The sequence below is a fragment of the Bradyrhizobium sp. LLZ17 genome, from assembly GCF_041200145.1.
GTDB lineage: Bacteria > Pseudomonadota > Alphaproteobacteria > Rhizobiales > Xanthobacteraceae > Bradyrhizobium.
Map to the genome: position 1 here is coordinate 6,902,903 of NZ_CP165734.1, position 12,321 is coordinate 6,915,223.

The 12,321-nt window shown below is 65.3% G+C and carries 11 protein-coding genes; 7 read left to right on the top strand and 4 right to left on the bottom strand.

Annotated features, from left to right (window positions below; all coding sequences use genetic code 11):
• Positions 1-78: 78 nt before the first annotated feature.
• Entirely contained in the window at positions 79-252 is a 174-nt protein-coding gene (locus AB8Z38_RS33080; protein WP_200512274.1) for a DUF1328 domain-containing protein, read from the top strand.
• A gap of 120 nt (positions 253-372) precedes the next feature.
• Here the strand turns inward: AB8Z38_RS33080 and AB8Z38_RS33085 are convergent, their stop codons facing one another.
• Positions 373-879: a thioesterase family protein gene (locus tag AB8Z38_RS33085; RefSeq protein WP_369721765.1), complete on the bottom strand. Its 507-nt coding sequence runs from the start codon at positions 877-879 to the stop codon at positions 373-375.
• Between the two features lie 87 nt (positions 880-966).
• On the opposite strand from AB8Z38_RS33085, the gene AB8Z38_RS33090 reads away from it, so the two are divergent.
• Positions 967-2,391, top strand: coding sequence for an FAD-binding oxidoreductase (locus AB8Z38_RS33090; protein ID WP_369721766.1), 1,425 nt, complete (start codon positions 967-969; stop codon positions 2,389-2,391).
• A 51-nt stretch (positions 2,392-2,442) separates the two neighbouring features.
• Positions 2,443-2,796 (top strand): hypothetical protein, encoded by a 354-nt coding sequence (locus AB8Z38_RS33095; protein ID WP_369721767.1) that lies wholly within the window; start codon positions 2,443-2,445, stop codon positions 2,794-2,796.
• Between the two features lie 192 nt (positions 2,797-2,988).
• Here AB8Z38_RS33095 and AB8Z38_RS33100 read toward each other — a convergent pair whose 3' ends face one another.
• From AB8Z38_RS33100 to AB8Z38_RS33110, 3 genes are all read right to left on the bottom strand, one after another.
• Positions 2,989-4,674, bottom strand: a complete 1,686-nt coding sequence (locus AB8Z38_RS33100) for a SulP family inorganic anion transporter (protein WP_369721768.1) — start codon at positions 4,672-4,674, stop codon at positions 2,989-2,991.
• A 256-nt stretch (positions 4,675-4,930) separates the two neighbouring features.
• On the bottom strand, positions 4,931-6,424 hold the full coding sequence (locus AB8Z38_RS33105; protein ID WP_369721769.1) for a caspase domain-containing protein: 1,494 nt from the start codon (positions 6,422-6,424) through the stop codon (positions 4,931-4,933).
• Between the two features lie 145 nt (positions 6,425-6,569).
• Positions 6,570-7,490 carry a LysR family transcriptional regulator gene (locus AB8Z38_RS33110; protein WP_369721770.1) on the bottom strand — a complete coding sequence of 307 codons (921 nt, stop codon included), beginning with the start codon at positions 7,488-7,490 and terminating at the stop codon, positions 6,570-6,572.
• Between the two features lie 95 nt (positions 7,491-7,585).
• Here AB8Z38_RS33110 and AB8Z38_RS33115 point away from each other — a divergent pair, with 95 nt between their 5' ends.
• From AB8Z38_RS33115 to AB8Z38_RS33130, 4 genes are all read left to right on the top strand, one after another.
• The gene (locus tag AB8Z38_RS33115) at positions 7,586-8,029 is read left to right on the top strand and encodes a DoxX family protein (RefSeq protein WP_369721771.1); all 444 of its coding nucleotides are present in this window, start codon (positions 7,586-7,588) and stop codon (positions 8,027-8,029) included.
• Between the two features lie 341 nt (positions 8,030-8,370).
• Positions 8,371-9,402, top strand: coding sequence for a TRAP transporter substrate-binding protein (locus tag AB8Z38_RS33120; protein ID WP_369721772.1), 1,032 nt, complete (start codon positions 8,371-8,373; stop codon positions 9,400-9,402).
• Positions 9,403-9,424: 22 nt separating this feature from the next.
• The gene (locus tag AB8Z38_RS33125; RefSeq protein WP_369721773.1) at positions 9,425-11,278 is read left to right on the top strand and encodes a TRAP transporter large permease subunit; all 1,854 of its coding nucleotides are present in this window, start codon (positions 9,425-9,427) and stop codon (positions 11,276-11,278) included.
• A gap of 11 nt (positions 11,279-11,289) precedes the next feature.
• Positions 11,290-12,267 carry a hydroxyacid dehydrogenase gene (locus AB8Z38_RS33130; RefSeq protein ID WP_369721774.1) on the top strand — a complete coding sequence of 326 codons (978 nt, stop codon included), beginning with the start codon at positions 11,290-11,292 and terminating at the stop codon, positions 12,265-12,267.
• Positions 12,268-12,321: the final 54 nt, after the last annotated feature.

Consider the following 12,321-nt stretch of genomic DNA (forward strand, 5'->3'; position numbering starts at 1 on the left):
GGTCGAGATTGTCCCTGCAAGCGAGCCGCGGTGGCAAGCCACCCGATCGCAGACAGACATCAAGACAGAGGTTTGACCATGCTTGGCTGGGTTGTGACGTTTCTGGTTATCGCACTGATCGCCGGCATTCTGGGCTTTGGCGGCATCGCGGGCGCTTCAGTTGAAATCGCCAAGATCATCTTCTTCATCGCGGTCGTGCTGTTCCTGGTCTCGGCCGTGGTCGGTCTCGCCCGCGGCCGCAACAGGGTCTAGCGGTGTTATCCTCATGGTGAGGAGCGCGGAACGCCCATCTCGAACCATGAAGGCCCGACTGTGGCCTTGCATCCTTCGAGACGCCCGCTTCGCGGCTCCTCAGGATCAGGAGTTAGAGCGTCACCGCTTCGAGGGCATCGCCACGCTCCGGCCGGTGCCCTCGGGCCGCGGCAGGGTGCCGTGGGTCTTGGCGACCCCTGCGATACGCTGCTGGATGTCGGGCGGAAACGGCGCAACGCGCCGCGCAGTCATGTCCATGTGGAGCGACATGTTTTCGGACGTGGCCGACAGCCAGCCCTCGGTGGCGTGCCTCAGCTCCTCGAACGTATGCAGCCGCTTGTCGTCGGCTTCCAGCAACCACACCAGAATCTGCACGGGATCGCCGAGGTGGATCTCGCGCAAGTAACGCACATGGCATTCGGCGGTGAAAGTCGAGCCGTGGCGCTCTTTCTTGTAGGTGGGCCCGATCCCGAGCTCGAGCCAGAACTCGTCGATCGCCCGGTCGAACATCACATTGTAATAGGCCATATTGAGATGGCCGTTATAGTCGATCCATTGCGGCTCGATCTGCATGGTCGATGAGCGGAACGGTTCGGGCTTGAGCGCAGCTTTGGCAGTCTCCGGCATCTGTCCGTCCCTCGCTATGCGTCCGGTCGCTTGACTTGACCGGTGAGATGTCCTTTGCCACGGTTTGTCTCGTCGGGAGGACCATCCGTGGGTACGACCATCACCAATAATCCGCCGCGGCCGGCGCCGAAAGCCCTCGCGAGCGCGCTGGAGCAGCTTGCTGCACGCTTCGGCAACCGCCTCATCACCTCGCAGGCGGTTCGCGAGCAGCACGGCCACACCGCGACATGGCTCGCCAACCAGCCGCCCGATGGGGTGGTGATGGCGCAGCACACCGCCGACATCCAGGACGTGGTGCGGATCTGCGCGAAGAACGGCGTGCCCGTCATCGCCTTCGGCACCGGCACCTCGCTTGAGGGCCAGGTCAACGCGCCCGCCGGCGGCATCTCGATCGATCTGCGCGACATGAACAAGGTGCTCGCGGTTCATGCCGAGGACCTCGACTGCGTGATCCAGCCTGGCGTCACCCGCAAGGCGCTGAACGAGCATCTGCGCGACCAAGGCCTGTTCTTCCCGATCGATCCCGGCGCGGACGCTTCGCTCGGCGGAATGGCCTCGACCCGCGCTTCCGGCACCAATGCGGTGCGCTATGGCACCATGCGAGACAGCGTGATCGCGCTGAAGGTGGTGCGCGGCGACGGCGAGATCATCACGACCGGCACGCGCGCCAAGAAATCCGCGGCCGGCTACGACCTTACGCATCTGTTCGTCGGCGCCGAAGGCACGCTCGGCATCATCTCGGAATTGACCATCCGCCTGCGCGGTATCCCGGAGACGATCGCGGCCGGCGCGGTGTCGTTCGAGACCGTGCACGGGGCGTGTCAGGCCGTGATCCTGGCGATCCAGACCGGCATTCCCGTGGCGCGCATCGAGCTGCTCAACGCCGCCCAGGTGAAGGCCTGCAACGCCTATTCGAAGCTGACGCTGCCGGAGACGCCGCTCTTGCTGATGGAATTCCACGGCAGCGAGATCGAGGTCGGCGAGCAGTCCAAGGCCTTCGGCGAGATTGCCAGGGAATGCGGCGGCGGCGATTTCTCCTGGACCACCAAGCCGGAGGATCGCACAAAACTGTGGCAGGCGCGGCACGACGCCTATTGGTCGGTGAAGGCGCTGCGGCCCGGCGACAGCATCGGCGTGGTCGCGACCGACGTCTGCGTGCCGATCTCGCGGCTCGCCGAATGCGTCGGCGAGACCGAGGAAGATCTCAAGCGGCTCAATTTGTTGTCGCCGATCGTGGGCCATGTCGGCGACGGCAATTTCCACTGCTCGTTGGTCTGCGACACCAACGATGCCGACGAGATGGCGCGCGGCGAGGAGTTCATGCACCGCCTGGTCGAGCGCGCCCAGGCAATGGACGGCACCTGCACCGGCGAGCACGGCATTGGGCAGGGCAAGCAGAAATATCTCAGGGCGGAACTGGGCCCGGAGGCGCTGGACGCCATGCGTGCGCTGAAAAAGGCACTCGATCCGCAGAACATCTTCAATCCCGGCAAGATCGTGCCGGAGGCGTAGCGCACGGCGTTGCGCCCGTTTATGCTCGTTCCGTTACCACGGAGCGAGGCAATGCGGTGGTTTGCGCGCACGACGCGGAACGACATCTGGGACGAACCGATCGAGTCGCCGCTCGGCGACATCGACGCGGCTGAGCGCATCCGCGCCATCTGTCATGCCGCGAGCGCAGCTGCTTCGCGGAGCGACAAGCGCGAGAGCGAGCGCTATGAGCGCGCCGCGAAAGTCGCGATGGAAATCGCGATGAAGATCTCGGATGACCTGATGCGCGACGACGCCGTCCACCGCATCGTCGGTCTCTGCATGACAGCCAACGACACCAAGACCGCGCAGATCCTGTATCGCGCGATCCACGCCAGCTGGATCCGCGAGACGATCCAGCGCGATCATCCGACGTTGTCTTCGTAATCGCTCATTGTTGCTGCGAACGCGGTGCGCTCCCTACCCCGCTTGCGAGGGAGGGCCGGGGAGAGGGTGCTTCCGCAACGGGGATAATCCTCAAGAGGAGAGACCCTCACCCGGCGCGCAAAGAGCGCGCCGACCTCTCCCGCACGCGGGAGAGGTGAAGCGAGTTCGCGGCTCAACCGGTGTAACTCAATGCTATTCCGCTTTCGCCAACGTTCGCACGGCCTCGTCCACGCTGTGGAAGACGTGCTCGCGGGACAGGACATCGAACAACCTGAAGCGCTCGAACGCATCCTGCGCACGCACCGACTCCAGCCGCGCCAGTGCCACCGTGACACCCTGCTCGCTGCATGCCTTGAACAGGTCGAGCAGGATCTGCGCGGCGGTGAAGTCGATCTCCACCATGCCGCTCGCCTCCAGCACCAGCAGTTGCGGCGTGGTGGTCGTCAGAACGTTGCTCACGTCGCTGCGGAAGCCGGGCGCGTTGAGGAACGATAGCGGCGCCTGCAGCCCGATCACCGCGACACCGGTAATGCGCTCGCCGGTGACGTGCGGATGGGTCGGCCACCAGATCGTCGTGCCGGGCACGCGCTCGAACTCGACCAGCCTGGCACGCGTCGTGCTCCAGATCCCGTGCAGCAGCGACAGCACGATGCCGAGGAACGCGCCCTGTTGGATCGGCAGCACGATGATCAGCGCGGCTGTTGCAACGATCAGCAAAAACTCGCTGAAGGACTGGCGATAAATCGTGACGATCTGATTCAAGCGGATGATCCGCAGCGCGACGAACAGCAGGATGCCGCCGAGCGCTGCATCCGGAACGTGCTGCAACAGCCCGGTCCCGAACGCGAGCAACGCCAGCACGATTGCCGCGGCGGCCAGGCCCGCAAGCTGCGACTGTCCGCCGGTCTCGGCGACGATCCCCGTCCGCGGCGGGCTGGCATTGACCGGGAACGCGCCGAAAAGGCCGGCCAGCACGCCGCCGGCGCCGGCGCCGAGGAAGTCGCGATCGACATCGGCAGGCTTGTCGGGGTCGGATGGGAACGACCGCGTCGTCGCAGCGGTTTGCACCATCACCACGATCGTGATCACGAAGGCGAGCGGCACCAAGCGCACCCATTGCTCCGGCGCAAGCTCAGGCAAGGTCGGTCGCGGCAGCGTGCCCGGCACTATGCCGACGACGTTGACGCCCTTGCTCTCGAGCCCCAGCCCGATCACAGCAAGCGTCGCGGCCACCAGCCCGATCAGCGCGCCTGGAATTTTTGGACTGACCTTCTCCGAGACGAAGACCACCGCCAGCACGCCGAAGCCGATGCAAAAAGTCACGGGATTGGTCCGGCCGAGCTCGGTTGCCAGCACGCCGATGCGATCGAGCGTCGGGCCGCTTGGTGACTGCAATCCGAGCACGCCCGGCAATTGCGACACGATGATGTGCACGGAGATGCCGGCAAGGAAGCCGACCATGACGGGCACCGACAACAGATTGGCGATGCCGCCGAGCCGGAAAGCGCCGCCGGCGAGCATCATCGCGCCGACCATTAGCGCCAGCGCGATCGCAAGGCCCTGATATTCCGGCGAGCCGGTAGCGGCCAGTGCCGCAAGTCCGCCGGCGAAGATCGGCGTGATCGTGGAGTCCGCGCCCAGCGAGAGAAAGCGGTTGCCGCCGAGCAGCGCGAAGCCGACCGAGCCCGCCATGAAGGCGAAGAAGCCGATCTGCGGCGCGAAGCCGCCGAGCCGCGCGGTGGCCATCTGCTCGGGGATGGCAATCGCCGCGAGCGTCAGGCCTGCAATGAGATCGCCGGAGAGGGAATAGGATGCAAGCGACCGGAACACCGGCCATGCTTGCTTCGCTGTGTCTTTGGCGTGAGCGTCGTGCGGCATCGCTGTGAAGTCCCCGGAAAGCTGGCATCGGTCGTCAGACTACAGCATTTCCGGAATGGAAGGCGGCGGGGCGCGCAACTCCCCGGCCATCAACAGAATTGTCGCGGTGATGATTTGTTCTCTGCGGCCCCTCAGCCGTCATTGCGAGGAGATCTTGCGACGAAGCAATCCAGAATCTCTCCACGGAAACACTCTGGAGCGCTTCCCTTCATTCGCCATGACGGAGGACATCTTCGTCCTCCGTCTCGCACCTGCCTCAGTACCTGCCGCGGTCGCCGTGTCCCATCTCTCCGCCGCGGCCGCCGCCGCCACCCATGCCCATGCCGAGCCCGATTCCAACACCGATGCCGATGCCTTGCATGACGGCGCCGGGCGGCGGTCCTCGATCCGGCGGCGCGCGCTCGACGACCACTTCATCGGGCGGAGGCCGGCGCTTGGGCGGCGTGTCGACGACCTTGCGCTTCGGCGGCGTGTCGTCGACGCGCTTCTTGATGACCGGCGCGACGATCGGATTGATCGGGCTTGCCGGCGTCGAAGGCGTCGTGCACGGGCAGGTTGGCGCCAGCGCGACGGCGATCGGAGCAGGGGCCGCAGCCGCCGCAACCGGCAAGACATAGTTGCGGTTCTGCACGCGCAGCAGTAGCCTGCGCGCGGTCGCCGCGAGGTCGCTGTTGTCCCAATTGGCGAGATAGGCCTCGAACGACGCGCGGGTGTTGATCGCGACCGCGCGATCCCACGCCAGCATCTGGCGCCGGCGTTCCAGCACGGTGCGCAGGCGCGGCGTGCGGACGTCCTGACGGTACAATTCGACATAGGCCTGATACGCCGGCACGGTGTCGTCGGCGAGCACGAGCTCATAGGCGACCTTGGCATCCTTGCCCTGCAAATCCTTGCGCCAGTCCTCGACGCTGCGCGTGGCGCTGGCGAGCGCCGTCGAGGCTGCGCCCGGAGCAGGCGGCTGCTGGCCGCCGCTGTCGCCGAAGAACTTGAAGTCGGTCGTCAGTGACGAGCTTTCCCACGGGATCTGCCGTCCGTCGGTCGATTGCGCCACGGAGATGCGGATGCGCTTAAACGCTTCCTCGATCGGGATGTTCGGCTGCTTCGCAACCGTCAAAGCGGCGGTGGTGTAGGGACTGTCGAGGCCGGAGCCATCCTCGGCTTCCGCACCGGGCGAGGTCGAATAGGAGATGAAGGTGCCCTGCGCGCCGGCCTTGGTGTCGACGATCGCAAGGCCGTGGCCGGCACCGCTCAGCGCCGGGAACGGATTGTTGCGGCAGGCATCGAGCATGAAGATGCGCGCACGCGTCGGCAGCGCGCCGAGCGTGTTGAGAAGGTCGTTCAGCCGCACCCCCTGAAGCGGAATGTCGGCCTCGCGTTTCGGATCGAGATCGACCGGGACCAGATAGTTCTCGCCGTCGATCTGGAGGCCGTGGCCGGCATAGAACACCAGCGCGGTGGTATCGGCGCCGCTGGCGCTGACCTTGCCGGCGAAATCGGAGATCGCCTGCCGCATCTCGCTCTGGCCCAGATTGGGCGCGGTGGTGACGTTGAAGCCGGCATTGCCGAGCAGCTCCGCCATGCCCTTGGCATCGTTGGCGGCGTTGGGCAATTCCGGCACCGTGCGATAGGCCGATTGCCCGATCACCAGCGCAAGCCGCGCTTCGGCCGCGGCATCTGTCGGGGTCATCATTTGTGTGAGCGCAAGAAGACCGGACGCAAGAAATAAATTGCAAAGGACTGGACGGCGCATCGTGTCACCTCCATCGGCAATGGCGCGAGGATGTCATCTTTTCTAGTAGTCCGCCATGACTCTGTCTGTGCGCTATCTCACGCTCTCGCGTGCCGCAAGATGGGGCAGGAGGTCTGCCGGAGCTGACGCGTCAAGCAGTGCCGCTTCAGAACAGGCCGCGGTCCCAAGGCGGGTCCGGTGAAAAGCGCGCGGCGAGAAAGTCGATGAAGGCGCGCACTTTTGCCGGCGGCCGGCGGTCGGGCAGGTAGACCGCATGCACCGCGGAGGACTGCATCTCCGGCTGGTCGAGCGGAAGTGCGACCAGCGTGCCGGCGCGCAAATCGTCTGCGATGATGAAGGTGGGTTGTCGCGCCAGCCCAAGTCCGGCCAGCGTTGCCGCGCGCAGCGCATCGCCGTTGTTGGCGCGCAGATTGCCGGAGACCTGGACCCGGATCTCGCCGTCCGCGCCGAACAGCCATTCCGCCGCGCTCGCCTGCTGCGACAGCGTGTAGCCAAGACAATTATGCGCGGCGAGGTCGGCCACGCTGCGCGGCGTGCCGTGCTTCGCAAGATAAGAGGGCGCGGCGCAGACCACCAGGCGGTTCGGTGCGAGCCGTCGCGCCACCATGCTGGAGTCGCGCAGCTTGCCGATGCGGATGGCGAGGTCCCAGCCTTCCTCGGCGAGGTCGACGAGGCGGTCGTTGAGGCCTAGCTCGACCGTGACCTCGGGATGGCGTTCGGAGAACTCCGCGATGAGCGGCGCGATCTGCCTGGTGCCGAACACCACGGGCACGTTGACGCGCAGCAGCCCGCGCGGCTCGACGCGCTCGCGCGCGACAGCGGCGTCTGCGGCCTCCATGTCGGCGATAATTCGCTCAGAGGATTCGAGGTAACTGCGTCCAGGCTCGGTGATCGACAGCCGCCGGGTGGTGCGGTGGAATAGCTTGATGCCGAGCCGTGCCTCCAGCGATGCGATGTGCTTCGTGACCATGGTCTGCGACAGGCCCATGGCCCGGGCCGCGCCGGACAGGCTGCCGTTCGCCGCCACCTTGGCGAAGACTTCCAGGCTGGTCAGGCGATCGAGCATTCATCTCACTCTATTGGTGTGAGGTATATTTCCATAATAGCTTATTATCATCTCAATGGGAATAGATCAGAGTGCGCCGCAACAAGGAGATAGCCATGATCGATTCCCGAACCGCCCCTTACGCCGCGCTGGTGCTGCGCGTGACCCTGGGCGCGCTCTTCCTGGCCCATGCCAGCCTGAAACTGTTCGTCTTCACTCCCGCCGGGACCGCAAAATTCTTCGGCAGCCTCGGCTTCCCGCCGGAGCTCGCCTATCTCGTGATGACGGTCGAGGTGCTCAGCGGCATCGCTCTTATCCTCGGCGTCTGGACCCGTTATGCGGCGCTCGCCGGCATCCCGGTGCTGCTCGGCGCGATCTTCACGGTGCATGGTGCGGCCGGCTTCTTCTTCACCAATCCGAAGGGCGGCTGGGAATTCCCCGCCTTCTGGGCGATTGCACTCGCGGCGCAGGCGCTGCTCGGCGACGGTGCGTTTGCGCTGCGCCCCTCGCGCGATGTCGAGGCGGCGAACGGAACGCTGAGCGCCGCACTTTCGCGCTGATCTCGTTCCATCGTTGAATTGAGCGAACTGCGGGATCCCGGTCCCGCAGCTTTTTGCTGCGTCCGCATCCATCTGCGTTCGGCATCGATCCATACCTGAATTGGATCGATCTGCGTCAATCTCGCGCGGACCGTCATTCGGTCGCGATGCCGCATGGTCGAAAACATCGGCAAACATAGGCGTTCCACCGCATCTCTGCCGGCGTGCTGGCTCTCATGCGCTCGTAGCGCCGATCGACCGCAACCCTTGCCTGCCCCGTCGCTTTGGCCATACAGTCCGCGCAACAGGCTGCAGGCAACGACTGCAGCTGCGAAGAAAAAACATTCGGGAGAGACAGCACCATGACCATCGTGCCCGTCAGCCGTCGCACGTTCATCAAGTCGTCGACGGCAGTGACCGCCGGCCTCGTGCTCTCTCCCGCGATCATCGGCCGCGCCGAAGCCGCGACCTTGAAGCTGAAATGCTCCTCATCGCTGCCGAACGACCCCAAATACGCCAACGGTCGCGTCTACTACGACAATCTCGTCAAGAACTTGAAGGCGAACGGGCTCGGCGAGCAGGTCGAGGTCGCCTTCTTCCCGGACAACCAATTGGGCCAGGAAATCGACGTCATCAACTCGGTGAAGCTCGGCGTCATCGACCTGATGGTGTCGGGCTCGTCGATCTCGGCCAATCTGGTGCCGCTCGTCGGCACGTTCGATCTCGGCTACCTGTTCGCGAGCTTCCCGCAGCAGACCAAGGCGTTCGACGCCGGCGCAGCCAAGCCGATCGAAGATGCGCTGCTCAAGGGCGGCAACATCCGCATCATCGCCTGGGCCTATAATTTCGGCTCGCGCAGCGTGCTCGCCAGAAAGCCGGTGAAGACCCCGGAGGATCTCGCCGGTCTGAAGATCAGAACGTTGCCCAATCCGGTGATCACCGAATGCCTGCGTCTGATGGGCGCGGCCGCGACGCCGCTGGCCTTCGGCGAGATCTACACGGCCTTGCAGGCCGGGGTGCTCGATGGTCTCGAGCACGATCCGCCGACGATCCTTGCCAGCAAGTTCTTCGAGACGGCAAAATTCTATGCGCTGACGCAGCACAATTTCTCGCCGCTCGCGATCTATTTCAGCGACACCACCTACAACCGCATGGATCCGAAACTGCGTGACGGCTTCCTCGATGCCGCGAAGAAGGCCGCGGCCGATACCCGCGCGCATGGGCTTGCGGTGGAGAAGGAAGCGCTGGCAGCGCTGACCGAGAAGGGCGTGACGGTGGCCGAATGCGACCGCGAGGCCTTCCGCAAGCGCGTGCTGCCGCAGACCGACAACTTCATCAAGGCGCGGCCGGAGTCCAAGCCCGTCATCGACATCATCCGCGCCACGCAAGCCTGAGATGGTCAGGCCTGAGATGGCGATGACGAGCGCCGTTTCCCTCTCGGGCGGCCGTCACGGAAGCATCAGCCTCCTGCTTCGCGTGAGCGATGCGATCGCGGCCATCCTGCTCGCCGCCGACCTCGTGGTGGTCTGTGCCTCCGTGCTGCTGCGGTATCTTTTCAACGCGCCGGTCGAATGGTCGGATGACGTCGCGCGCGGCCTGATGGTCGGTTCGGCCTTCTTCGGCGCGGCAAGCGCGCTCGCACGCGGCGAGAATGTCGGTGTGTCCTTCTTTCGCGATCTCTTGCCGCTGCGGCTGCGCGCGCTGGTCGATGCCGCCAGTGCGCTGCTGATCGTGCTGATCTCCGGCTACGTCGCCTATAATGCGGTCAAGCTGGGCTCGCTGACGGTCGGGCAGACCACCGGCTCGGGCCTGCCGCTGGAACTGACGTTCTACCCGATGGGCGTCGGCGCGCTGTTCATGACGGTGTTTGCGATTGATCATCTCTGCGCCCGGCCGCTCCCCGACATCATCAGGGGCTTCGTTGCCATTGCCGTGCTGACCGGCCTCTACCTCGCCTGGGACTATCTGTCGCCGTCTTCGGTGCCGTCGTCGGGCACGCTGATGCTGATCGGCTTCTTCGTCACGCTGTTCGGTGGTCTGCCGATCGGCTTTGCGCTGGCGCTCGCCGCACTGATCTTCATCTGGGTCGAAGGCGCGCTGCCCGGCGTCATCTTTGCGCAGCAGATGGCGCGTGGCATCGACAATTTCGTCCTGCTGGCGATCCCATTCTTCATTCTCGTCGGCTACCTCATGGAAGCCAACGGCATGTCGGTGCGGCTGATCGAGCTGTTGCAGCGTGGCGTCGGCCGCATGCGGGGCGGGCTGAACGTCGTGATGGTGGCCTCGATGGTGCTGTTCTCGGGCATCTCGGGCTCGAAGATGGCGGATGTCGCGGCCGTCGGCTCCGTGCTGATTCCGGCGGCGCGGCGCTCCAGGCAGAATCCGGGCAGCGCGGTGGCGCTGCTCGCGGCATCCGCGGTGATGGCGGAAACCATTCCGCCCTGCATCAACCTGATCATCCTCGGCTTCGTGGCGAATTTGTCGATCGGCGGTTTGTTTATCGCGGGGCTCCTGCCGGCGGCGCTGATGGCGCTGGTCCTGATCGCGGTCTCCATCATCTTCGGCAAGCGGCCGGCTGCTGCCGAGGAGATCGAGCCGCAGATGCCGGTGTCGGGCTTGTGGAGCGGCGCGATCGCCTCGTTCGGCCTCATCTTCATGATCTTCTTCGGCTTCAAGAGCGGCTTTGCCACGGCGACGGAAATTTCTGCCTTCGCGGTGGCCTATGCGCTGGTCGTCGGCAGCCTGGTGTTCCGCGAGCTCAGCTTCACATCCGCCGCGCACAGCTTTGTCCAGGCCGCGACCCGGGCGGGGCTCGTGCTGTTCATCGTCGCTGCCGCGCAATCGCTTGCCTTCACGCTGACCTTGCAGCAGGTGCCGCACGCGGTGGGCGAAATCATGCTCGGATTGTCCAAGACCAGCGGGGTCTGGCTGTTCATGCTGCTGGCGATCGCCGTGCTGATCGTGATGGGCTCGGTGCTGGAAGGCGCCGCCGCCCTCATCATCTTCGGGCCGCTGCTGCTGCCGGTCGCGGTAGAGCTCGGCATCGATCCGCTGCATTTCGGCGTCGTGCTCGTCGTCGCGATGGGCATTGGCCTGTTCGCGCCGCCGCTCGGGCTCGGGCTGTACGGCGCCTGCCTGATCGGCAATGTGCCGATCGAGCAAACGGTGAAGCCGATCATGGGATATCTGGGCCTGCTGCTGCTCTGCCTGCTGGTGATCGCGTTCGTGCCGTCGCTCTCCACCGCACTGCCGCGCGCATTCGGCTATTGAAGGAGTTCTCCGTGAAGGTTCTGCTCGCCCACACGCCCGAGATGCGGCGCAACTACTACGGCGATCGCAGCCTCAACGGCTTGCGCTCGATCGCCGAGGTGATCCTGCACGAGGGCGATCAGCCGCTCGACGCTGCCGGCCTCGTGAACGCGGCGAAAGAGGCTGACATCATCGTGGCCGACCGCATGACCGAGGGCCGCGGCGAGATCTTTCCACAACTGCCACACCTGCGCGCTTTCGTCCGCTGTGCCGTCGACATCCGCAACGTCGACGTCGAGGCCGCCTCGCAAGCCGGCGTGCTCGTGACCCGCGCCGGCCCCGGCTTCGTGCAGGCCGTGGTCGAGCTTGCGCTCGGCTTCATGGTTGATCTGTCCCGCGGCGTGTCGCGGGCAACGGCCGACTACCACGCCGGCCGCAAGCCGGAGGCGCGGATGGGCCGCCAGCTCGGCGGCAGCAAGATCGGTATCATCGGCTATGGCAGCATCGGGCGCTATCTTGCCGAGGTGGCGAAGGTGCTGCGCATGGACGTGCTGGTGTCCGACCCGTTTGCGACTGTCAACGACAGCGCGATCAGACAGGTTACGCTCGATGAGCTCCTGACCGCATCGGACTACGTCGTCTGCCTCGCGATCGCCAACGAGCAGACCGAGAAGCTGATCGGGGAGGCGGCGCTGGCGCGCATGCAAAAGCGTGCCGTCTTCATCAATCTCTCGCGTGGCAATCTCGTCGACGAGGCAGCACTGGCCCGGGCGCTATTGGAGAACCGCATCGCGGGCGCGGCGATGGACGTCGGACGCGCGCCCGACCAGATGCCGACGCCGGAGCTTGCGAAATTGCCGAACGTCATCGCCACGCCGCATGTCGGCGGCCTGACGCCGCAGGCGATCGAATACCAGTCGCTGGAAACCGTGCGGCAGGTCGAGGCGATTATCAAGGGCGAGGCTCCGCAGGGCGCCGTCAACGCCGAGCGCTGGACCCGGCGCGGCTGAAAGCGCGCTCTGCCTTGAACCTCGTCCCGGCCCGCGACGTCAAAGTTCCATGCC